General features: G+C 65.5%; 30 protein-coding genes and 1 tRNA gene. 9 read left to right on the top strand and 22 right to left on the bottom strand.

Annotation, left to right across the window (positions count from 1 at the left end; genetic code table 11):
- Positions 1-26: 26 nt before the first annotated feature.
- Positions 27-1,577, bottom strand: a complete 1,551-nt coding sequence (gene gpmI / locus LI336_RS13760; protein WP_227133705.1) for a 2,3-bisphosphoglycerate-independent phosphoglycerate mutase — start codon at positions 1,575-1,577, stop codon at positions 27-29.
- Positions 1,578-1,741: 164 nt separating this feature from the next.
- Between gpmI and LI336_RS13755 the strand changes: the two genes are divergently transcribed.
- From LI336_RS13755 to LI336_RS13735, 5 genes are all read left to right on the top strand, one after another.
- Positions 1,742-2,389, top strand: coding sequence for an adenylate kinase (locus LI336_RS13755; protein ID WP_227133704.1), 648 nt, complete (start codon positions 1,742-1,744; stop codon positions 2,387-2,389).
- Between the two features lie 109 nt (positions 2,390-2,498).
- The gene (locus LI336_RS13750) at positions 2,499-3,425 is read left to right on the top strand and encodes a DUF106 domain-containing protein (protein WP_227133703.1); all 927 of its coding nucleotides are present in this window, start codon (positions 2,499-2,501) and stop codon (positions 3,423-3,425) included.
- A 108-nt stretch (positions 3,426-3,533) separates the two neighbouring features.
- Positions 3,534-4,121 (top strand): (d)CMP kinase, encoded by a 588-nt coding sequence (gene cmk, locus LI336_RS13745; protein ID WP_227133702.1) that lies wholly within the window; start codon positions 3,534-3,536, stop codon positions 4,119-4,121.
- Entirely contained in the window at positions 4,118-5,044 is a 927-nt protein-coding gene (locus LI336_RS13740; protein ID WP_368408385.1) for an RNA-guided pseudouridylation complex pseudouridine synthase subunit Cbf5, read from the top strand. Before cmk ends, LI336_RS13740 begins: the two co-directional genes overlap by 4 nt.
- A 66-nt stretch (positions 5,045-5,110) precedes the next feature.
- Positions 5,111-5,181: transfer RNA gene (locus LI336_RS13735), tRNA-Pro, on the top strand.
- Positions 5,182-5,286: 105 nt separating this feature from the next.
- Here LI336_RS13735 and LI336_RS13730 read toward each other — a convergent pair.
- The 5 genes from LI336_RS13730 to LI336_RS13710 form a co-directional block, all read right to left on the bottom strand.
- Complete coding sequence (locus LI336_RS13730) at positions 5,287-5,679, bottom strand: DUF8023 family protein (protein ID WP_227133700.1); 393 nt, start codon at positions 5,677-5,679, stop codon at positions 5,287-5,289.
- 103 nt (positions 5,680-5,782) lie between these two features.
- Positions 5,783-6,247, bottom strand: coding sequence for a type IV pilin domain-containing protein (locus LI336_RS13725; protein WP_227133699.1), 465 nt, complete (start codon positions 6,245-6,247; stop codon positions 5,783-5,785).
- 69 nt (positions 6,248-6,316) lie between these two features.
- Complete coding sequence (locus LI336_RS13720) at positions 6,317-6,748, bottom strand: type IV pilin domain-containing protein (RefSeq protein WP_227133698.1); 432 nt, start codon at positions 6,746-6,748, stop codon at positions 6,317-6,319.
- 3 nt (positions 6,749-6,751) lie between these two features.
- Entirely contained in the window at positions 6,752-7,156 is a 405-nt protein-coding gene (locus tag LI336_RS13715) for a type IV pilin domain-containing protein (protein ID WP_227133697.1), read from the bottom strand.
- A gap of 714 nt (positions 7,157-7,870) precedes the next feature.
- A complete protein-coding gene (locus LI336_RS13710) occupies positions 7,871-8,362 on the bottom strand; it encodes a hypothetical protein (protein WP_227133696.1) in 492 nt (163 codons plus the stop codon).
- A 226-nt stretch (positions 8,363-8,588) separates the two neighbouring features.
- Between LI336_RS13710 and LI336_RS13705 the strand changes: the two genes are divergently transcribed.
- The 4 genes from LI336_RS13705 (at position 8,589) to LI336_RS13695 (ending at position 12,315) form a co-directional block, all read left to right on the top strand.
- Positions 8,589-9,284 carry a DUF7504 family protein gene (locus tag LI336_RS13705; protein WP_227133695.1) on the top strand — a complete coding sequence of 232 codons (696 nt, stop codon included), beginning with the start codon at positions 8,589-8,591 and terminating at the stop codon, positions 9,282-9,284.
- Positions 9,285-9,485: 201 nt separating this feature from the next.
- The gene (locus LI336_RS20210; protein ID WP_264475427.1) at positions 9,486-9,608 is read left to right on the top strand and encodes a hypothetical protein; all 123 of its coding nucleotides are present in this window, start codon (positions 9,486-9,488) and stop codon (positions 9,606-9,608) included.
- Positions 9,605-10,063, top strand: a complete 459-nt coding sequence (locus tag LI336_RS13700) for a universal stress protein (RefSeq protein WP_227133694.1) — start codon at positions 9,605-9,607, stop codon at positions 10,061-10,063. Before LI336_RS20210 ends, LI336_RS13700 begins: the two co-directional genes overlap by 4 nt.
- Positions 10,060-12,315, top strand: a complete 2,256-nt coding sequence (locus tag LI336_RS13695) for an amino acid permease (RefSeq protein WP_227133693.1) — start codon at positions 10,060-10,062, stop codon at positions 12,313-12,315. Before LI336_RS13700 ends, LI336_RS13695 begins: the two co-directional genes overlap by 4 nt.
- Before the next feature lie 679 nt (positions 12,316-12,994).
- On the opposite strand, the gene secY is transcribed toward LI336_RS13695, so the two are convergent.
- Genes secY through LI336_RS13615 form a run of 16 tightly spaced genes read right to left on the bottom strand, consistent with a single transcriptional unit; the run spans position 12,995 to position 21,614 of the window.
- Entirely contained in the window at positions 12,995-14,482 is a 1,488-nt protein-coding gene (secY, locus tag LI336_RS13690; RefSeq protein WP_227133692.1) for a preprotein translocase subunit SecY, read from the bottom strand.
- 3 nt (positions 14,483-14,485) lie between these two features.
- The gene (locus LI336_RS13685) at positions 14,486-14,977 is read right to left on the bottom strand and encodes an uL15m family ribosomal protein (protein ID WP_227133691.1); all 492 of its coding nucleotides are present in this window, start codon (positions 14,975-14,977) and stop codon (positions 14,486-14,488) included.
- A 2-nt stretch (positions 14,978-14,979) separates the two neighbouring features.
- Positions 14,980-15,444 carry a 50S ribosomal protein L30 gene (gene rpmD / locus LI336_RS13680; protein WP_227133690.1) on the bottom strand — a complete coding sequence of 155 codons (465 nt, stop codon included), beginning with the start codon at positions 15,442-15,444 and terminating at the stop codon, positions 14,980-14,982.
- Complete coding sequence (locus LI336_RS13675; RefSeq protein ID WP_227133689.1) at positions 15,441-16,097, bottom strand: 30S ribosomal protein S5; 657 nt, start codon at positions 16,095-16,097, stop codon at positions 15,441-15,443. Before LI336_RS13675 ends, rpmD begins: the two co-directional genes overlap by 4 nt.
- The gene (locus LI336_RS13670; protein WP_227133688.1) at positions 16,094-16,645 is read right to left on the bottom strand and encodes a 50S ribosomal protein L18; all 552 of its coding nucleotides are present in this window, start codon (positions 16,643-16,645) and stop codon (positions 16,094-16,096) included. The genes LI336_RS13675 and LI336_RS13670 overlap by 4 nt, the downstream gene beginning before the upstream one ends.
- Entirely contained in the window at positions 16,645-17,094 is a 450-nt protein-coding gene (locus tag LI336_RS13665; RefSeq protein WP_227133687.1) for a 50S ribosomal protein L19e, read from the bottom strand. Before LI336_RS13665 ends, LI336_RS13670 begins: the two co-directional genes overlap by 1 nt.
- A complete protein-coding gene (locus LI336_RS13660) occupies positions 17,087-17,794 on the bottom strand; it encodes a 50S ribosomal protein L32e (RefSeq protein WP_227133686.1) in 708 nt (235 codons plus the stop codon). Before LI336_RS13660 ends, LI336_RS13665 begins: the two co-directional genes overlap by 8 nt.
- A gap of 3 nt (positions 17,795-17,797) precedes the next feature.
- Positions 17,798-18,334, bottom strand: coding sequence for a 50S ribosomal protein L6 (locus LI336_RS13655; RefSeq protein WP_227133797.1), 537 nt, complete (start codon positions 18,332-18,334; stop codon positions 17,798-17,800).
- The gene (locus LI336_RS13650) at positions 18,335-18,727 is read right to left on the bottom strand and encodes a 30S ribosomal protein S8 (protein WP_227133685.1); all 393 of its coding nucleotides are present in this window, start codon (positions 18,725-18,727) and stop codon (positions 18,335-18,337) included. It abuts the gene before it with no gap.
- Between the two features lie 2 nt (positions 18,728-18,729).
- Positions 18,730-18,912 carry a 30S ribosomal protein S14 gene (locus tag LI336_RS13645; protein ID WP_227133684.1) on the bottom strand — a complete coding sequence of 61 codons (183 nt, stop codon included), beginning with the start codon at positions 18,910-18,912 and terminating at the stop codon, positions 18,730-18,732.
- Positions 18,905-19,435 (bottom strand): 50S ribosomal protein L5, encoded by a 531-nt coding sequence (locus LI336_RS13640; RefSeq protein WP_368408380.1) that lies wholly within the window; start codon positions 19,433-19,435, stop codon positions 18,905-18,907. Before LI336_RS13640 ends, LI336_RS13645 begins: the two co-directional genes overlap by 8 nt.
- The gene (locus tag LI336_RS13635) at positions 19,435-20,145 is read right to left on the bottom strand and encodes a 30S ribosomal protein S4e (protein WP_227133683.1); all 711 of its coding nucleotides are present in this window, start codon (positions 20,143-20,145) and stop codon (positions 19,435-19,437) included. Before LI336_RS13635 ends, LI336_RS13640 begins: the two co-directional genes overlap by 1 nt.
- The gene (rplX, locus tag LI336_RS13630; RefSeq protein ID WP_227133682.1) at positions 20,142-20,498 is read right to left on the bottom strand and encodes a 50S ribosomal protein L24; all 357 of its coding nucleotides are present in this window, start codon (positions 20,496-20,498) and stop codon (positions 20,142-20,144) included. Before rplX ends, LI336_RS13635 begins: the two co-directional genes overlap by 4 nt.
- The gene (locus LI336_RS13625) at positions 20,495-20,893 is read right to left on the bottom strand and encodes a 50S ribosomal protein L14 (protein WP_227133681.1); all 399 of its coding nucleotides are present in this window, start codon (positions 20,891-20,893) and stop codon (positions 20,495-20,497) included. The genes rplX and LI336_RS13625 overlap by 4 nt, the downstream gene beginning before the upstream one ends.
- On the bottom strand, positions 20,893-21,228 hold the full coding sequence (locus LI336_RS13620) for a 30S ribosomal protein S17 (protein ID WP_227133680.1): 336 nt from the start codon (positions 21,226-21,228) through the stop codon (positions 20,893-20,895). Before LI336_RS13620 ends, LI336_RS13625 begins: the two co-directional genes overlap by 1 nt.
- Positions 21,219-21,614, bottom strand: a complete 396-nt coding sequence (locus tag LI336_RS13615; RefSeq protein ID WP_227133679.1) for a ribonuclease P protein component 1 — start codon at positions 21,612-21,614, stop codon at positions 21,219-21,221. The genes LI336_RS13620 and LI336_RS13615 overlap by 10 nt, the downstream gene beginning before the upstream one ends.
- Between the last annotated feature and the right edge of the window lies 1 nt (position 21,615).

Raw genomic sequence — 21,615 nt, 5'->3', positions numbered from 1 at the left:
TCGCGGTCAGCCCTCGTGGCTCGCGGTCAGTCGTCGACGACGAGCAGCGATTCGCCGGTCATCGCGTCCGGTTTCGGGACGTCCGCGAGGTGCAGGAGCGTCGGCGCGACGTCGCACAGCGACCCGTCCTCGCGGACGCGAACGCCGCCGTCGGTGCCGTCCGCGTCGACGTACACGAACGGGACGTCGTTGTACGTGTGCGCCGTATGCGGGTCCTCGGGGGTCCCCATGTCGTCGGCGTTCCCGTGGTCGGCGGTCACGACGAGGTCACCGCCCGCGGCCTGGACGGCTTCCGCGAGCCGACCGAGCTGGGTGTCGACGGCCTCCACGGCCTCCACGGCCGCGCGGTAGTCGCCCGTGTGTCCGACCATGTCGGGGTTCGCGTAGTTCAGGACGAGGACGTCCGGGTCGTCGCGCTCGATGCGCGCGATGGCCGCGTCCGTGAGCGGTTCGGCGCTCATCGCGGGCGTCTCGTCGTACGTCGGGACGTCCGGGCTCTCGATTATCTCCCGGCTCTCGCCGTCGAACGCGCCCTCGCGACCGCCGTTCAGGAAGTACGTGACGTGCGCGTACTTCTCGGACTCCGCCATCCGCAACTGGGTCTTCCCGGCGTCCGCGAGCACCTCCCCGAGGACGTCCTCGGGGTACGTCGGCGGGTACGCGACCGGCACGTCGAACTCCTCGTCGTACTCCGTCATCGTCACCAGCCGGAGCTTCGGTGCCTCGGGCCACTCGACGCCTGACTCCGCGACGGAGTCGTCCGCGGGCGGGTCGTTCGCGAGCAGCCGCGTGAGCTGTCGGGCGCGGTCCGCGCGGAAATTGAAGAACACGACCGCGTCGCCCGACTCCAGTCCATCGTGGTCGCCGACCGTCGTCGGCTCCACGAACTCGTCCGTGTCACCGCGCTCGTAGCTCGCGTCCACCGCCTCGACCGCCGACTCGGCGTGATGCTCGGCGTCCCGGTCGACGATGGCGTCGTACGCCGCCAGCGTGCGCTCCCAGTTCCGGTCGCGGTCCATCCCGTAGTATCGCCCCGTCACCGACGCCACGTCGCCCGTCCCGTGGTCGTCCACGACCGCTTCGAGGTCCGCGAGGTAGCCCGCGCCCGACTCGGGCGCGGTGTCGCGGCCGTCCGTGAACGCGTGCGTCACCGCGTCCACGCCGCGGTCGGCCGCCATCTCGACGAGCGCGTGCAGGTGCGCCTGACTCGAGTGCACGCCACCGTCGCTCACGAGGCCGACGAAGTGCACGCGCCCACCCGTGTCCGCGGCGTACTCGAACGCCGACGCCAACCCGTCGTTCTCGAAGAACGACCCGTCCTCGATGGCGTCACTGATGCGCGTGTACTCCTGGCGGACCACGCGTCCCGCGCCGATGTTCAGATGCCCGACCTCCGAGTTCCCCATCTGGCCGTCCGGGAGGCCGACGCGACGCCCCGACACCGACAACCGACCGCGCGCCCCCTGTCGACTCAACCGGTCGAACACCGGCGTATGCGCCGCCGCCACCGCATCCCGGTGCTCACCCGGGTCGTCGTTCAATCCCCAGCCGTCGAGCACGACGAGTGAAACGTCCATACGCCACGCGTCGCACGCCGGTCACAAGTACCGTTCGCTCGACGCAACCACCAGCCAGTCGCGAGCCGGTCGACCGCGTTCGCGGTGACACCGACCGCGGCCACTCGCGGTAACATCGAGCGCGTTTCTACAACCATTTAACCCCGGCCCGTGACCACCCGTGTATGAGCAAACCGCACGTACTCATCCTCGGCGCACCGGGCGCAGGCAAAGGCACGCAGTCCGCACGCATCGCCGACGCGTTCGGCGTCGAGCACGTCACCACCGGCGACGCGCTCCGCGCGAACAAGGACATGGACATCAGCGACATGGACACCGAGTACGACACGCCCCGCGCGTACATGGAAGCCGGCGACCTCGTCCCCGACGCCGTCGTCAACGCCATCGTCGAGGAAGCGCTCTCGACCGCGGACGGCTACGTCCTCGACGGCTACCCGCGGAACCTCGAACAGGCCGAAGAGCTAGAGGACATGACCGACCTCGACGTCATCCTGCACCTCGACGTCTCCCGCGGCGAACTCGTCGACCGCCTCACCGGCCGACGCGTCTGCGACGACTGCGGGACGAACTACCACGTCGAGTTCGACCAGCCCGAGACCGAGGGCGTCTGCGACGACTGCGGCGGCGACCTCGTCCAGCGCGAGGACGACCAGCCCGAATCCGTCGAGAACCGCCTCGACGTCTTCGACGACAACACCCAGCCCGTCATCGACCACTACAGCGATCGCGACGACTTCGTCGCCGTCGACGGCGAACGCGCACCCGACGCCGTCTGGGAGGACGTCGAAGCCGCCATCGAAACCAACGCCTGAGAGGCCATCCAGGGGCTCGCGAGACCGCCCGTCACCGTCGGGTTCGGTCTGGCACCGGACGCGACGGAGAGTAAAAGCTTCTTTACCCGCCATCGCTTAGGGCCTGCAAATGGCGCGAACCGCTGAGAAAGCGGCGACACTCGCGAACGAGAGCGCGGAGATGCGCGAAGCGCTCGAGACCGTTCGCGAAGTCGCCGACGAGAACGACGGCGTGGTCCGCTGGAAGGACGTGAAGGACGACATCTCGTCCGGCCAATGGGGTCGCCTCCTCGAGAAGGACATCCTCGTCGACGGCGACGACGGCTTCGAGTTCGCCGACGCGGACGCCGTCGCGGACGTCCTCGACGGGAACGTCGACGGCGACGACGACTACGAGATAGAGGACATCCCCGAGGTCGAGGACTCCGGGTCGAGCTGGAAGACCCGCGACAAGCTCGCGGGCGTCGGGACGCTCCTGCTCATGGCCGGCTACTACTTCGACCCGATCCGGCAGGTCGTCGGCGGCATCGTCGACGTCGTCCTCGGGCCACTGGACGCCGCGCTCCCGTTCTACGCGGTCATCCTCGCGATCTCGCTCGTGACGGGGCTGTACTCGTCGCTCCTGCAAGCGAACATGGTCGACCAGGACAAGGTCGCGGCGTACCAGGAGAAGTTCCAGGCGCTCCAGGAACGCGAGAAGGAGGCGAAAGAGCGCGGTGACGACGCCGCCGTCGACCGCATCCAGGAGGAACGCATGGACGCGATGGGCGACCAGATGAACATGATGAAGGAGAACTTCCGCCCGATGGCGTGGATCACGCTCCTCACCATCCCCGCGTTCCTCTGGATGTACTGGATGATCGGCACGCGCGGCGGCGCCGGCCACCTCCAGGGCCTCGAGCAGACCGTCGTGATGCCGTTCGCCGGGGAAGTGACGTGGAAGAACGGGAGCATCGGCCCGCTCCCCGCCTGGATTGCGTTCTACTTCCTGTGCTCGATGGGGTTCACGCAGGTGATGCGGAAGGCGCTCGACCTCGACACCCCCACGCCGTCCTGAACGCGCGGTCGACGGTTCCCAATCGCCGTCGTTCCTCCTAGCGTCGTCGGTCGCCCGAACGTCGCGCGAAGTCACAATTCCTTTTACCGCGACGGTCCGAGAGAGTGTATGTTGTTGACCGTCTCCGGCCCACCGGGTAGCGGCAAGAGTACTGCCGCACCGGCGCTGGCCGACGCGTTCGATCTGGAGCACATCTCCGGTGGCGACATCTTCCGAGAGCTCGCCGACGAACGCGGCTACACGCCACTCGAGTTCAACAAGCTCGCCGAAGAGGACGACCAGATCGACCGCGACCTCGACGCGCGCCTCCAGGAGATCGCTCGGGAACGCGAGGACGTGGTGCTGGAATCCCGGCTCGCGGGCTGGCTCGCCGGCGACCACGCGGACTTCCGGTTCTGGCTGGACGCACCAGTCTCCGTGCGCGGTGCCCGTATCGCCGACCGCGAGGGGAAGGACCCCGAGGCCGCCGCCGAGGAGACCGCCGCGCGCGAATCCAGCGAAGCGAAACGCTACATGGAATACTACGGCATCGACATCGAGGACCGCTCCATCTACGACCTGTCGATGAACACCGCGCGCTGGGGCGAGGACGCGATGGTCGACCTCCTCGTGGACGCCGTCGAAGCGTACGACTCGGCGACGGACGAGGGCATGGAACCCGTCGACCTCACGGTCGACCTCGCCGTCGACCACTGATGCTCCGGTCCGCGCCCGCCGACCGGACGCCCGCCGAACTCCTCGCGTTCGGCGTCGTCAACCTCGACAAGCCGCCGGGGCCGAGCGCACACCAGGTCGCGGCGTGGGTGCGCGACGCGGCGAGCGACGCGCTCGCGGACGCACAGGCAGCGGGGCGTGCTCGCGAGGACCTCTCGGTCGACGGCGCAGCACACGCCGGGACGCTCGACCCGAAGGTCACGGGGTGTCTCCCGATACTCACCGGCGACGCGACCCGCGTCGCGCAAGCGTTCGGCGAAGGCGAAAAGGAGTACGTGAGCGTCCTCGAACTGCACGCCGACGCCCCGAGCGACCTGGAAGCCGTCGTCGCGGAGTTCGAAGGCGACATTTACCAGAAGCCCCCGCGGAAGTCCGCGGTCTCGCGGCGACTCCGTACGCGCGAGATATTCGACCTGGACGTCCTCGAGGTCGAGCAGCGTCGCGCACTCCTCCGCATCCGCTGCGAGCCCGGGACGTACATCCGGAAGCTCTGTCACGATATCGGGCTCGCCGCCGGCACCGGCGCACACATGGGGCACCTCCGGCGGACCGCGACCACGCCGTTCGACGACACCACGCTCGTCACGCTCCACGACCTCGTCGACGCCATCCACGACTGGCTCGACCACGACGACCCCGAGGCGCTCCGTGACGTCCTCCAGCCCGCCGAACGCGCGCTCTCCCACCTCCCGAAGGTGACCATCGCGCCGAGCGCCGCCGAATCCGTCGCCGACGGCGCCCCCATCTACGCACCCGGCGTCATCGACGCGCCCGACCCCGAGACCGTCGACGGCATCGTCGCCGCCTACACGCCGAACGACGCCGTCGTCGCCCTCGGCCGCCTCACCGGCGACCCAGGTGCAGAAAGCGGCGAGGTCGTCACTCTCGAGCGCGTGCTCGTCTAGCAAACCACGAGCCGGCGCACCCGAAACGACACCCTTAAACACGAACCGACCAATCGTCAGAGTACAGGGACCGTGGGGTAGTGGTATCCTCTGCGGATGGGGTCCGTAGGACCCGAGTTCGACTCTCGGCGGTCCCACTTTTCGCGACGCCAAACGAGGAGCGTAGCGACGAGTGCGCGCGTCGCGACAATGGGACCAGGGAGCGAGCGTCGCAAGCGACCGTGGTCCCACTTCTCATACCGTCACTCTCCATCACCGGAGGGTATACCCACCCGAAGCGGCCGAGAACGGGTTGATGGACATGGGTAGGGGTGCGAAGGGAGTTGGTTAGCCGGCGTAGGCGGCGACGCCGGCGCCGTCTCCAGGTTCTTGTTCTGGTTCTGCGGGTCGTCACCGTCCGAGACCATCCCGATCCAGTCGCCGATGGCGACCTCGTTCGTGATGGAGATCCAGACGGCGCCAGCGACGACGAGGAGTGCCGCCCACGTCACGGCGGTACTCCCCAGCGAGAACGCGGTGTCGCTGAGACTGAACCCGTAGATACTGATGGTGCCGATCTCGGTCAGGCCGATGGCCCCGAGGACGATGGCCGCGAAGCCAGGAGCGTCCTCGGAGTCGAAGCCGCCAGTAGTCATGATGCTACGGCTTTAGCGACCAGAAACCAACGTAAAAACCTCTCACCGAGCCGAGAGTCGCTCCCCACGCCAGGGATTGTCGGTTATGAGTGCGAGAAAAGCGTCAATTCAGCGTGCCCGACCCCAGGACCTGCGACTTCTGCCCGTTGTTCCAGATGACCTTCACGGTGTCGTCGGATTGGAAGACATTGCTGGAGTCTTCCTGTAGTCCGAGGGTGTCTCCGGACTGTATCTCGTCGCCACCCCATTTCTTGTTGTCGTAAATCGAGACGCCGTTCGTCGTGCCGTCGCTCCACAGTTCGGTGCCGTCCTGGTGGACGACATTGACGAACCGCGACTTCACGCTATCGCCACCGAGGATGGTGATATCGACCACGTCGTCTCCCCCGACCGTGTCCCATTCCACTTCGATCGACGCTGACGGCGTCTGCTTCGTCGACTCTTCCGCCAGGCCGAGCGCGAACGTCCCCACAGCCGCTGCGAGGATGACCGTCACCGCGACCGTCAATACCACCCCGATGGTCGACGACACAGCATCATCCTCAATGAGTAGCCTGCTTAGCTTCATTTTGTATTTATTTTGCGCTTCGGCGCTCTACGGTTTATAAAAAGAAACCAAGAAAGACAGTGTATCCGTTTAGGCGTCGTAGCTCGACAGGATGCTGGTATCGCTGCTAGAGGGGCTCTTCCAAACCAGCGAAACCGTCGTGTCGCTTTGGACATCACTGACTTGCAGAGGGGTTCCAGCGTTTACTGTATTCCCGTCAGTACAGTCGGTGCCACCGATCGCAAGGTTATCACTCTCAAGTTCATCGCCACCCTGATGGGTTACATGAAACGTGGAGCCACTGCTACTACCATCTACGCTGACGTCACAGGCCAATGTACCGGATGCACTACCGGAACTCCACTCCCAGCTGGCCTGAGGCGTCTGCGTCTGGCTCCCGCCAATTCCGAGTACGAACGCGCCGATCACGGCTGCAAGGATAACCGTAATCGCGACCATTAGGATAACCCCGATAACCGGCGACACTGCGTCCTCGTCCGCGAAGAGATTCTTTAGTTGCATTATTTAGCGATTGAGCTCGCCGATGATGTTCGTGCTATCGGAGCTCGGAGAACTCCAGACGATCGTAGCTGAGCCACATCCTCCGACGTCGTTAAGCACGTTTTCGCCAGCCTGAATGTTGGTGTCCGAGACTACACCAGGAGCACTGCCGGGATTGTCACACCCATCTGACGCGGTGGATTGACCAAGGTTGGTGGAGTCCAGCGCATCACCTCCTGAATGGACAACGGCAGTGCCACTGCTGCTCCATTGGAAGGAGGCCTGCGGGGCCTGGTCCTGACTGCCACCGATGCCGAGTACGAACGCGCCGATCACGGCTGCGAGGATGACTGTGATCGCGACCATCAGGATGACCCCGATGACCGGCGACACGGCGTCCTCGTCCGCGAAGAGGTTCTTCAGTTGCATTGTTGTATTTTCCCACACCGGCTGACGGTTCACCCACCGTGCCGATGTTACCAATGAGATTAGAAGCGACTTACTTAATCCCGTCGGCCATCGGTTCCAAACCACCTCTGTCAAGTGTGTCTGGAATTTGGTATAGGTCGGATTTCTCGCGTTCAACGTCGGCTTGAAGACCGTTCAAAACCGGTCAAGTTTTGCGGTTTAATTAATCGATGTTGGGACACCAACATATACAATATAATTCTGATACGAATCTGTCGTTCTAAACCCGTAGGATAACATTTATATACTTCTTGGAGTCGGCAGCCGGAGAACGTGGAGTGCGCGCCGGGCGCGCAGCCACGGTGTGGGTCGAGGGATGCCTCCCTCGCTCAATTGAATACACCGTGCGCTTATACCCCTTACCGCCGATTCCGCCGCTGAATGCAGTCCCCACCGAGGATCGCGTAATCGGAACCTACGACCGGCCGAACCCGTCCGCAGAGGAGTTGGTCGAGGACTACCGCACGTACCAGAACTACGTCGACGACCATCCCGAGGCGAGTGCGTACGAGCTCGCGAAGGAACTCGACCAAGCCCGTGGCCGACTCCGAGAGAGGGTCGATGGGAGCGAAAGCGTAGCGACGAGTGCGTGCGTCGCGAAAATAGGACCAAGGAGCAGCAGGCGGGTGCGGCCGTGGTCCCGTCGTCGTGGTCGCGTTCAGGTGCGTGTTCGCGTCAGGCGTTGCCGTTGAGTGGGCAGATGAAGTAGTTCGGTGGGCCGAAGCTGGGGCGGCCTTTGGTGACGTCGATGTAGTCGGTGTCGAGGACGTCGGTGTCGCGGGTGAGGGGGGCGTCGGCGTTGAACGCGTCGAGGTCGGTTATCTCCGCGCTGTAGTGCACCCACTGGCCGCCGTTCCAGTCCCGGCCGCCGGGCGCTGATTCGGAGACGAACAGGGATAGCTGCGCGTCGTCCGCGCTCGAGTTACCGACAATCGGCTGGGTACCGTCGTGCAGGAAGTAGATCGCGTCGCTGCGGGATGGTTCGCTGTCGAGTACCTCGACGACGTTCGTGCGCCAGAGGACGTCGTTGGCGTACACGGCGCCGAACGACCGGGCGTTCCCGCGTTCGTCGCCCTTGCCGGGGGTCGCCGTGACCGTGGAGACGGCGCCGGTCGCGGCGGTTGCGGCAGCAATCGCGAGCACGCGGCGTCTGGTTGAGTGTGTCATGGTGGGGTGGAGGGTCGTGCCTCCAGGAGCGTCACTGGCGAGTGCGGTAGTATCGATCGTGCGAACTCCGTCCGAACTCCGTCGGGAGTCCGTTCGGAATCGGTCGGGAGTCCGCCTGGAGTTCCGACCGTCGTCGCCGATTCCACGTCACGTCGAGGAACGGGCTGCCGTCAGCGTTAAGCCGTTGAGTGTCCTCTTTCTGTCGAATGCAGCGTGGTGGGATACCATGTCAGAGGGTAACGACGTAGCGAGCGCCATCGCGGATGGGAGTCTCGGCGACACCGGGAGCGTCCTCGTCGCGGGACCGTCGAAGGACGTGCTCCGGGGCGTCCCGACGGGACTGCTAGACCGGGCCGCGGGCGACGGTGACGGCGTGGTCGCGGTGACGACGGACCTCGAACCGCGGACGCTCGTCGACCGCATCGAGCGGCGCGTCTCGGGCGTCGCTCGCGACGACGTGGCGGTCGTGGACGCGCGACCACAGGGCGACGCGGTACGCGCGAACCCGCGGCCACTGCACTGGCGGATGCGGTCCCCGATGGATCTCACGGGCACGAGTCAAGCGGTCCACGAGTGCCTGTCGACGCTGTTCGACCGCGGGGTGTCGACGCGGCACGTCGTGTTCGATTCGCTGTCGCGACTCGTCCTCGGCGGGGACGTCCAGACGGTCGCGCGGTTCACCCACCAGTTGCTCGTGCTCGCCGACGCACCCGACGCCCTCGGCGTCTATCCGACGTACACGAACACGACTGACGAGGCCGACCTCGCCCAGCTCGCGCACCTGTTCGGGGGGCGAGTGGACGTCCGACGACGAGGGGAGAGCCGCGAACTTCGATGTCGAGGCATCACCGGGACGCCCCGGGAGTGGACGGCCGTCGAGCCGACCACGCCCGACCGGATCGGTGACGTCCGCGTCCGGTGAATTTCTCGCCGAATCGTCCCGATCTCTGGCGTCGACTCGCGGTCATCGTCGACGCGAACAACGGGAGGACGCGGAACTTCCGGAAGGCGCACCGCCGGGACCGCGGAACTTCCGGAAGGCGCACCGTCGGGAACGCAGAACTCCGGGCAGGCACGGTGTCGAGAGCCAAGTATTACGTAGCGGGGGCGCGCAAGCAGGCGTATGTCACGATTCACTGGAAGCGGCCGCTGTCGGGAGCGCGCCGCGACCGTCTCTCGCCGCGGTCGTCGCGACGGCGAACCGACGGTCGCCACGTCGACGCCAGACGGAGGTGGTGGTGGATGACGGACCTGCTCGCGTACCCGCTCGTGCCGGTGGCGAGCGAGGCGGACGCGGAGGCGACGCTGCGAGCGCTCCTCCCACGGCTGGACGCTGGGGCGACAATCGTCGTCTGTCACGTCATCGAGAAGGCCGGTGGGGGGGTCGACAAGGCTGGCGTGGAGCAACGCGAGGACCGCGCCCGAGAGATATTCGACCACGTCGAAGCGCACTGCCGGACCGCCGACGTCAGCGTCGAGACCCGCATCGACTACGGGACGGACGTCGCCGACACCGTCTTCGAGGCGGCCGCCGACATCGACGCGTCCGCGGTCGCGTTCACGCCTCGAGAGGGGTCGCGGTGGCTCCAGTTCCTCACCGGCGACACGGCCCGCGACCTCGTCACCGAGAACGACCGCCCCGTGGTCGTCCTCCCAGACAGATCACGCGGCACAGCGTCGACTGACGAGGCCGAATCATGAGCGACGAGGAACTCGCCAAGGACCTCGGCCCGCTCGCCGCGCTCACCATCGGCGTCGGCACCATGATCGGCGCCGGCATCTTCGTCCTCCCCGGGCAGGCCGCGGGTGAAGCCGGGCCCGTCATCGCCATCTCGTTCATCGTCGGCGGCGTCATCTCGCTTTTCACCGCGCTGTCGGCGTCCGAACTCGGCACCGCGATGCCAAAGGCCGGCGGAAGCTACTACTACGTCAACCACGCGCTCGGCCCGCTGTTCGGCTCTATCGCCGGCATGGGGAACTGGATCGGGCTCGCGTTCGCATCGGCGTTCTACATGCTCGGGTTCGGCGATTTCCTCGTCGACATCGTCGGCGTTCCTGGCGTGGACCTCTTCGGGTTCTCACTCTCTTCCATCCAGATCGCCGCCCTCGTCGCTGGCGCCGTCTTCGTCGCCGTGAACTACGTCGGCGCGAAGGAGACCGGACGACTCCAGAACATCATCGTCATCACGCTCGTCGCCATCCTCACGGCCGTCACCGTCATCGGGTTCTTCAGCGCGGACCTCTCGACGCTCCGGCCGTTCGCACCCGCCGAGACCGGCGGTTACGGCGCTATCCTCCCTGGGACCGCGCTCATCTTCGTCTCCTACCTCGGGTTCGCGAAGATCACGACTGTCGCCGAAGAGATCAAGAACCCCGGGCGGAACCTCCCGCTGGCCATCGTCGGCTCGGTCGTCATCGTGACGATCATGTACGCGATCATCATGGTCGTCCTGATGAGCGTCGAGAACTGGAAGACCCTCGCCACCATCCCATCACCGGTCGTGCACGTCGCCGAGATCTCGTTCGGGAACCTCCTCGGCCTCGCGTGGCTCGGCGGCGGCCTCATCGTGTTCGCCGGGTTGCTCGCAACCGCGTCGAGTGCGAACGCGAGCATCCTCGCGTCCTCGCGCATCAACTTCGCGATGGGGCGAGACAAACTCATCACCGCGAAACTCAACGAGATACATCCGAAGTTCGCGACCCCGTACCGCTCCATCGTCGTGACGGGCGCCTTCATCCTCGCATTCATCGCGTACGGCAACGTGGAGGTCCTCGCGAAAGCCGGGAGCGTCCTCCACCTCGTCGTGTACGGACTGATGAACCTCGGTCTCATCGTGATGCGGGAGGCGGACCCCGAAGAGTACGACCCGGACTTCACGGTCCCGTTCTACCCGCTGACGCCGATCCTCGGCGCGCTACTCTCGTTCGGGCTCATCACGCAGATGAAACCCGAGGAAATCCAGTTGAGTCTCGTCTTCATCGCCGTCGGCCTGGGCTGGTACCTCTTCTACGCCAGAACTCGTGCCGACAAGCAGGGAATCCTCGGTCAGTACATCCTCAGTCGGCGGGACGACATGCCCAAGGCAGCGGTCTCAGCCGCTGACTCGGTTGCTCCGGACGGCGGCGACTACCGCGTGATGGTGCCGCTCGCGAACCCGAAACACGAGAAGGACCTCATCACGCTCGCGAGCGCCCTCGCCAAACAGAACGACGGCACCGTCATCGCGACCCACATCGTGACGGTCCCCGACCAGACGACGCTCGAGCACGCTCGCGACAACGTCGACGCGCTCGACGGCACGAACGACGACCTCCTCGAAGCCGCCCGCGAGGACGCCGAGACGTTCGGCGTGGACGTCGAGACCCACACCATCATCTCCCATCGCGCGTTCGAGGAGGTGTTCGACGCCGCCCGCACGTACAACGCGGACGTCTGCGTGATGGGCTGGGGGCCGCACTCGCACGGCCGCGCCGAATCGCGCGTCGACGAACTGACGAGCGAGGTCCCCTGTGACTTCCTCGTCCTCAAGGACCGCGGGTTCGACCCCGACCACCTCCTCGTGCCGACCGCTGGCGGCCCCGACAGCGACCTCTCCGCGGCCGTCGCACGCGACCTTCGCGAAGAGTACGACTCGACGGTCGAACTCCTGTACGTGCGCGACGACGACGAGAGCCGGGACGACGCCGGCGAGTTCCTCGCGAACTGGGCGGTCGACCACGACCTGAAGGACGCCGAGTTCACGATCGAGGACGGCGACGTCGAAGAAGCAATCGAACGCCGCGCCAGGGACGCCACCATGCTCCTCGTCGGCGCGACCGAACGCGGCCTCATCAACCGCCTCCTCGGCGGCACGCTCGTCATGGACGTCGTCGACGACGTCGACTGCTCGGTGCTCCTCGCCGAGAAGAAACGCCGCCGGTCGCTCAAAGAACGCCTCCTCGGGAGCGAGTAGCCACCTCCGTCACGCGTCCTCGTCGACACCCGTCCGCGTCTTCGGACGACTGTCCGGACCCACTCCGTCACGTCGGTCCGCCTCCGGCGCCAGTGCGCCGACGGCCAGTGCGAGCACGTCGGTCGTCCGCCGTCCACAGTCACCGCACGCGTACGCCGTCGACCCGAGCGCAGGAGACGGGTGGGCACGGCCCACGAACCGACCCCCACAGGCCGGACTCCCCCTCGAACCCGGACGTACCCACGGGTCGGACGCGTCGTACTCGACGCCACACTCCACACGAGCGCGTCGAACGTCCACCGCGGCTCGCGGAACGACGACTCGGGCACCAACCACCCGAACAGTACTCGCACGCTACGGACAAACGTGACTGACCGTTCGCGTGGTCCGCGTCGACGACCGACGACCCGCACTGCTGGCCACCACCACCACGCGACCCTACCACCCGCGAGCACCGACTGCAAGACGCCAGATCACCGCCGACCTCGCGCCGTCGCCCCACTGGCCTGTCGACGTCGAACGAACAGAGCACGCAGTACGACGTCGACGACCCACCCCAATCCAGCCGGCATCAATCGACCCGCAACGCGCCGACGACCACGGACGACCCACGCCCGACCGAACGCACCCGGCGCTGGTCGAACGCGGAATCGAAGAGAGAGAAAGGAGAGAACCGCGGTCAGTCGCCGAACATCTGGCGCATCATCGGATGCATCTCCATGAGTTGCTCCTCGGCGATCTCCTCGTACAGCTTGTACGTGATGGAGACCGCGAGCAGCAGCCCAGTCCCGGAGACACCACCGATGGTACCGAGCATGTTCGCCATGACCGCCAGCAGTCCAACGAGCGCACCACCGATGACCGTCACGTGCGGGATGTACCGCTCCATGACCTTCTCGATGACACCGACGTTCTGACGGAACCCGGGGATCTGCATCCCGGAGTTCTGGATCTGCTTCGCGGTCGACCGCGGACCCATGTCGGCGGTCTCCACCCAGAAGATGGCGAAGATCGCACCGCCGATGATCATGAACGTCAGGTCGACCGTGACCCGGGTCACGACCTGCCAGATCTCCTGGCTCGGACCGCTCGCCAGCCACCACATCCAGTCGGTCGGCTGGCGGATCGGCGCCATGTAGTAGAACAGTCCGCCAACCGGACTGTTCGGTCCCTGCGCCGTCTGCGAGTACAACCCGAGCCACGGCATCTGCACGCCGAGCAACTCGATGACCACGCGACCGTCCGCCGTCGGCGACCCAGCCTGCGAGACGATGATACGCCCGAGGAACTGGAGGTTCGCCTGCAGCGCGCGAACGAGGATCATCGGCAGGACGCTCGCGTAGATGAGCTTCACGGGGAACCGACCACGTGCACCCTTCACGCGAGCGTGACTCAGCGGGATCTCGATACGGACCGACTCCGCGTACACGACGATTACGAAGATCGCGAGCGTCGTGATGAGCGCGATGACCTGGCCTTGCGAACCAAGGACGTTGTCCACCGACAGCGCCGTATCACCGAGCACCATCCCCGCCCAGTTGAAGATCAAGCCGTTCCGCGGCCCGATGATACCCGTGACGAGACTCTCGGAGACACCCGCGACGATGAACAACCCGATACCGGACCCGACACCCCACTTCGAGATGACCTCGTCCATGAACAGGATGAGGAGGCCACCCGCGAAGATCTGGGCGAACAACAGGCCCTGGACGCCAGCGATACCGATACCGAGTTGCTGGGCGAGCGCCTGATCCGCAGGCAGGAACCCGCTGAGGACCATCGGGAGCCCCGTCAATATCACCATGAACACGACGAGGAGTTTCTGGAGGCCCTGATAGAGCACCTGATCACGCGGATCGTCCGTGTCCAACCCGAGGAGGTTCGCGCCCCCGAGCAACTGCAGGACGATGCTCGCCGTGACGATCGGTCCGATACCGAGGTGCAGCACCGTGAACTGGCCGCCCGCGAGGATCGCGCGGAACTGCCCGAACAGGTCCTGGCCACCGCCAGCCGGCAGCCCCCAGAGGGGGACGCTCGTGAGGAAGAAGTACAACACGAGCACGCCACCGGTCCACATCAGTTTGCGCTTGAACGGCACGTGACCCTCCGGTCGCTGGACCGTGGGCATCCGCGTGAGTACCGGTTCCGCAGCCTCCTTCCATCCCATAGATTACTCCTCGTCGTCGTCCGATGCCTGAGTGTCTTCCGATTCGGCGAGCGCCTCGCCGCGCTCGGAGAGCTCCGCACTGCCACCGGCTTCCTCGATGAGGCCGCGGGCACTCGCCGTGAACGCGTCCGCCGTCACGTGCAGTTCGTTCCGAACCTGCCCGTTCCCGAGGACCTTCACCGCGTCAGCCTCCCACGCGTCCTCGACGACGTCACGCGCGTCGATGACGTACGCGTCGCCGTCCTTCTCAGCGTCACCCTCAGCAGCGTACAGGACAGCGTCCTCGTCGAGCTTCTGCACCGAGATCTCGACGACGTCGTCCTGCGCGTCCTGCGGGCGCTTGAAGCCGTGTTTGCCGATCGGCTCGTAGTTGTGGAACTCGTGCTTCGTCCGTCCTGCGCGACCACGCCCACCACGGTTCCCGGCACCACGCCGGTTCTTGTGTGTGCCGCCACCGTGCGTGCGCGAGCCACGCTGTCTACGTTTCTTACTCATGGTTATCGCATCGCCTTGAGGAGGCCGTCGATGTCCCCAGTGGAGTGCTTGCCGATCTGGCCGCTCTCCTGCGTGGGGTGCTTGATGCCGTCGTGGCCCTTCCGGGGCGGGTGCAGGCGCAGGCACGGTGCCAGTCCCTGCTCGCGGAGCGTCGTCTCCTCCGCGATCAACGCCGCCGCAAGGCCCTCGAAGTCCTCGAAGTCCGTGTGCTCGGCGAGGTACTCGCCGTCCACGTCAGCGTCGCCCTCGAGGGGCTCCGCGCGCTTCGAGAGAACCGTCGCAAGGACGTCCTCGCTGGGTTCGCCCATCGCCACGTAGTCGTTGACCTTCGTCAACATCCCCGTGTAGCTGTCCGTCTCCGGAACCAGCGCACAGTGATTGACCTCGTGGACGTTCAGCATCTCCAGCGTGTCCTTGATGTCGCCAGCCATGTCGACCTCACCGCGGAGCTGAACGACGGCCTTCATTGTTCTACCTCCCCCGCACCCTCGGACTGCCCGCGCGTGCGAGCACCACGAGACTGCGAGGCGTTCTGGAGCGCGTTGAACGTCGCCTTCGCCAGGTTCACCGTCGTCCGCGTGTTCCCGTAGGACTTCGTCCACGCGTCCTCCACGCCAGCGAGCTCCAGGACGTTCCGAACCGTCTCGCTCGCCGCGAGCCCGAGCCCGAGCGGCGCCGGAATGAGTTCGACCTCGACCGAACCCGCCTTCCCGCTCGTCTTGTGCGTGAGCGAGTGCGGCTTCGTCGAACGGTCCTCCCACGACCCCGAGCCACGGGGCACGTCGATGATGTTCAACTTCGCGATGTCGATGGCCTTCTGGATGGCAGCACCGACCTGGTCGTCACGACCCTCGGCGTACCCGACGTACCCGTCGCGGTTGCCGATGGCGACGACACAGCGGAACTTCACCCGTCGCCCGGAGTCAGTCATGCGCTGGACCATGTTGATGTCCAGCACCTCGTCGTCCAGCCCCGGCAGGAGCTGGTCGACGACCTCGGCCTCCTTCAGCGGAAGCCCGGAGTTGAGGGCCTGCTCCATCGTCTCGATGTCGCCCTCCTGCACCTTCTTACCGAGGCGAGTGACGGGTTCCCAGCCGTCGTTGTAGTTATTGTTGCTCATTGTTCGATGAGGGTTTCCCGCACTTCGTCGAAGTGCTCGGGAAGATCTGTTGCGTCGAACTCGCCCTGATAGAGCGGTTCGTCGAGCTGTTCTGCATACTCGGCGATGTGCTCACCGCGGTTCCGCGGCCACTCCGCGAGCACCGCGTCGTTGTGAGGGATCTCCAGGCCCGCGTCGATCGCGCCCTCCTGGATAGCGAACACCTTACTGCCAGGCGTCGCCGTGTTCAGACCGATGTCGAGGACCGCCTCCTCGAGACCAGCCTCGACCGCGCGCTGCCCAGCCAGAAGGCCGGTCAGGTACGCAGCCGGAAGGTTCCCCGTCGGAGCCTCCCATCCAAATTCTTCGAGATCGCTCGAGTGTGCAGCCGCGAGCGTATCGTCACCGTCCGGACCAGGGAGCACCAGCTGCGCCGTGACGTGCCGGTTGCTCTTTCGAGCGACCAGGCGCGGCTTCCCGGATTTCAGGAGGCGCAACCTCTGATGGTAGTCCGTACGGACCTCGCGGCGACGTCGCATCGGAACCTTGTATCGTGGTCCTGTCGCCATTATTCGTCACCGTAGTTGTTGTCGATGTAGTTCAGCAGGTACTGGACGCTCCGGAACTCTCCACCACGAGCCTTGTTGTAGAGCTCGCGGTACTGCGAACGGTCGATGTCGCCGTTCCCGCGGAGTTCGTTGAGCTTCTTTCGCTGCGCGCGAATGCGCTTCTCCCACGCATCCTTCGAGTCCTCGCGAGCACCGGCCTTCCCCTTGCGGGAACCCGGGCCCTTCTGGTGGCCGTACGCGCGCTTCGCTTTGCGCTCGCGCGACCGCCCCTTCGAGATACCCTTCTTCTCCTCTGCTCGAATCGTGCCGTCGTCGACGAGCTCGCGGATGTCCTCGCGCGTGATCGCTTCCGCGATCTCGCCCTGCTGGTCGGGGTCGAACCAGACGCGGCTCTTCCCGACGTCGAGGACGTCCGCAGCCAGTCGCTTCTGTGCGGACAGATCACTCATCGGAATCGACCTCCACTTCGACGTAGGTCGGGTTCAGGACGCGGATCTCGGCGTCCTCGGCGTACTCCTCGATGCGCTCGCGCTTGCGAGCACCGACCCCGGACGCGATACGGACCGCTTCCGTGTCACCGTCCACGCCCTCGAGGTCGTCCACGTTGTGCACGCGAACCTCCTCGAAGCCGGAGGGATGCTTGCCGCGCACCGCCTTCGGCGTCCGGAAGCCAGCCTGCACCTTGTCGCCCTTGCCCTTCACACCACGTCGCTGCTTGGACAGCTGGCCGCGCGGCTTCCGCCACGAGGTCGGCGTCCGCTTCTTCTTGTGGTAATCCTGGCGGTTGAACTGGGGTTTGCCGACACGACGACGCTGCTCGAGGAGCCGCTCCTCCTCCTCGGAAAGCGACGGCGTCTTCTCGGTCAGGCCACGCGGCTGGAGTTCGGTCTCGACGTCCTCCTCGGCTTCCTCGGCCTCGGACTCGTCGTCCTCGATCTCCGCCTCGGTGTCCTCACTAACCTCGAGGTCACCGACGTCGGCCTTGATACGCGCAGCGAGCGCGTTCCCGACGCCGTCGACCTCCGCGAGCTCGGACTGGGACGCAGCCTTGATGTCCTCGACGGACTCGTAGCCGGCGTCCTCGAGCGCGTCGGCCTTCGACGGCCCGACACCGCTAATATCTTCGAGTTTCTCGGGTTCGTCAGCCATCTATCAGGCACCTCCTTTGCGGGGTTTCTGGGTGATGTACACGCCGTCCTGGAAGACGCGCGTGTCCTTCCCGGAGACCTTCGTGAGCTGTTCGATGTCCGCGGCGGTCTGCCCAACTGCCTCCTTGTCCGCACCGCTGATGGTGAGTTCCTCACCATCGACAGAGACGTCGGTGTCGCCGTGGATAGTCGTCCGTCGCGGTGCCTTCTCGCCGAGGAAGTTCTCGATCACGACCTCGCCGTTCTCGACGGCCACCTGCATCGGGAAGTGAGAGTAGAAGACCTCCATCTCGTACTCCCAGCCCTCGGTGACACCGTGGAACATGTTCTGGACGTGACTCTCGAACGTTCCGACCGTCGCCGTCGTCTTCGCGTCGTCCGCGTCAGAGGAGATGACGACCATCTCGTCCTCGACGTCGACGGAGACGTCCGGGTACCAGAGCCGTCGTGTGACGGCTCCGTTCGGACCCTCGACCGTAAGGTCGAGATGATCCACGTCGGCGGTTACGTCGTCCGGAATCTGTAGTTCTACTCGCATGATTCAGTACACGTACGCGATGACCTGACCGCCGATGCCCTTGTCACGAGCCTCGTAGTGACTCATGACACCGTGACTCGTCGTCACGATGAGCGCGCCGTAGTCCCGCGCCGGAAGGAACCGCTTCTCCCAGCGCTCGAACTCGTCCGCGCCAACCGAATACCGGGGCTTGACGGGGCCACACTCGTTGATCTGGCCTTTCAATTCGATTTCGAACTCGCCGGATTTGCCGTCGTCGACGTACTCGAAGCCGTCGATGTACCCGCGGTCGTAGAAGACCTCGAGTACGCTACCGATCTCGTTCGAAGCGGGCGATACCTTGTGCGTGAGATGCCCGACGCTCTCGGCGTTATCGAGGCCGGAGAGCGCGTTGCTGAACGGGTCGCTTGCTGTCATTGTTATCGGTACTTCTTGAAGCCCATGTCGCGAGCGATCTCTCGGAAGCACTGTCGGCAGAGCCAGATGTCGTACTTCCCGACGAGGCCCTGCTCTCGGCCGCAACGCTGGCATTCCTCCAGCTGACCGGTCCGCTTTGCGGCGTGCTCTCCAGTCTGCTCGCGCTCTTGTTCGCTTTCACTCATCGTTAACCTCCGCGTCGAACGTCGATTCGACGAATCGAACCGCGTCCTCCGGGTTCAGTCGGTGTTTCGACGGCAGGCTCTGCGTGCGCTTGTCGCGCTTCGCGACGCGGTAGCCCGGCCGCACGAGGTTCACGGTCACGTCCAGGCCGTAGATCCCGACGTTCGGGTCGTACTCCTGGCTCGGGAAGTCCGTGTGCTCGTCGACGCCGAAACTGAAGTTCCCGGTGTCGTCGAACTGCGTCGTCGACAGTTCCGCGAGCGGGAGCGCGGTCTCGAGGAACTCGACGGCGTCCTCGCCGCGCAGCGTGACCTTCGCACCGATCGGGTCACCCTGACGGATACCGAAGTCCGGCATCGTCGACTTGGCCTTCGTCCGAACGGACTGCTGGCCGGTGACGCTCTCGATGATGTCCTCCGCGTCCGCGAGCGCACGCCCACCTTCGCCGACGCCCATGTGGACGACGACCTTCTCGATCGTGGGTTCGCGCATCTCGTGGAACTCGGCGGACTCGCTCTCCGCCATCAGTCCTCACCCCCCGTGGAGGCGGTGAAGTTCTCGTCGATCACGACGACGTACTCCTCGACGGTGTCGTAGGAGCCATCGTCCTGCTCGACGGTCACCGTGTTCGACCCGCTGCCGTGCGTGACGGCGATGTCCGCGACCTCGCCGATCTCGCCGGCGTGACTGCCGCGAACTGCCGTGACGAGCGCACCCTCCTCGTAGGGGAAGTGCGCGACGATCTCGTCGTTCTCGAAGTCGACGACGATCGAGTCCTTCGCGGCGTACTCGCTCGCATCCTCGAGCTGGATCGTCTGCCCGTCGTGGAGCGCGAGCTGCGTGTCGCCACCAGTGACCTGTTGCTTGCCCGTGATTTTCCCGAGCTTCGCGTCCGCCGCATCCGCGTCGATGGGCGTGAGCGCGAGGCGACCGCCTTCGTCGGGGAACACGCGGTAGTGCTCGCCGCGCTCGGTGAACGCGATGATGTCGAACATCCCGATGGGGCGCTGCTCGTCGCTGACGGCGTCGCCGTTCACGAGCACCGACCCCTGATTCAGGGCGTAGCGAGCTTCCTTCTTCGAGTCGACGTACCCGAGAACGTCACGGAGCAGGATGACCAGCGGGACACCCTCCTCGCCGTGCGGGCCGGCGTCGGCCTTCACGGTGAACGTCTCGGTCTTGCGCTCGACCGGCCAAGACTTCGGAACCGAGAGTCGCTTCTGGTGTTTCGTCATTCGTCATCACCTCTGAGGCGTGCCTCGCGCACATCGTCCTCGAGGTCGAGGTCCGTGATGCGGAGGTTCGACGCGTCGAGAGCGCGCGGGACGTCCTCGCCGTCGGCCTTCTCGAGCGTGACGTCCTCGACGTGCACGACCGCCTCTCGGAGGTCGACGTCGAGCACTTCGCCCTCGGTCCCCGCGAAGTCGCCGCGGAGCACCTCGACCGTGTCGCCCACGTTCACGCGAGCGCGACGCCGGTCGAACTCCTCGCGGAGGTCCTCGGAGAGCGTCGAACGAACCTGCTTCTGCTTCTCGTGAAGCGAAGCACGCTCGGTCTGATTTCGCTGTTTGGTTGGTTGTCGTGTCATACTATCATCGTCGCAGTGGACGCAATCGAACCGAATCGTTCGGCCACCTCACGCGCGATCGGGCCCTTGATCTCCGTGCCCTGAGGCTCCTCGTTCTCGTTCACGAGGACGGCTGCGTTGTCCTCGAACTTGACGCGAGTGCCGTCGGGACGACGGATGGGCTTGCGCTGGCGGATGATGACGGCTTCCTTGACCTGACGACGCTCTTCGGGCGTCCCCTTGGTCACCGAGACCGTCACCTTGTCACCGACGCCCGCCTTCGGGTGTCGGTTCTTCGTGCCGTGGTAGCCGGCGACGCTGATGATCTTCACTTCACGAGCGCCCGTGTTGTCCGAACACGCCACGAGCGAGCCCTTCTCCAGGCCCTGCGTGACGTCGGCCTTCAGGGCTTCCATCAGGCGTCACCTCCCTCGCCGTCGAGCACTTCGACGACGACGTGAGATTTCGTTTTCGAGAGCGGTCGTGTCTCTGCGATGCGGACCGTGTCGCCTTCCGAGAGTTCCATGCACGTCGGTGCATGGGCGGGTACCCGCGAACGCCGCTTCATGTAGCGGTCGTACTTGGGGACTCGCACGTCGTACTCTCGCTCGACGACGACGGTCTTATCCATGTCGGTGGAGGCTACCGTGCCTTCGAGGGTCTGGCCGCGCACGGCAAGCGAGCCGTGGAACGGACAGTCCTCGTCAGCACAGGAGTCCTCCGGTTCTGGTACGTTCAGTCCTATCGCCATTTCGAATCACCTGCAGTTTCCGATCGGAGTGCGGGTCGTGAGAGCAACCGGTCGCCATCCACCGTAACGTAGGCCACGCCGTCGCCCGACCCGGACTGACCGGCGCGGACGCCAGCAGTATCCCGGCCGAGTTTCGACGTGGTCCCCGACCGCTTCTCGCGGTCGGCGGCTTCATCTGTGACCTGGAACTCGAACACCGCGGACTCCTTGGGCACTTGCCGCACCCGAGCCTCCCCGTCGCGCACGTCCTCGACGTGCAGCGTGTTCCTCGATTCGAGGACGACACGCCCCGCTATCCCGACGAGGTCGGGGTTCGCGGCATCGACGACCTCCACGAGGAGGCCGTTGAGTTCGTGTCGTGGGAGCGTCTCGGGTGTCAGTGCCATG

Origin of the sequence: Halorubellus salinus (assembly GCF_020567525.1) — an archaeon.
GTDB classification, from domain to species: domain Archaea; phylum Halobacteriota; class Halobacteria; order Halobacteriales; family Natrialbaceae; genus Halorubellus; species Halorubellus salinus.
This window is presented reverse-complemented; position numbering and strand designations above follow the sequence as displayed.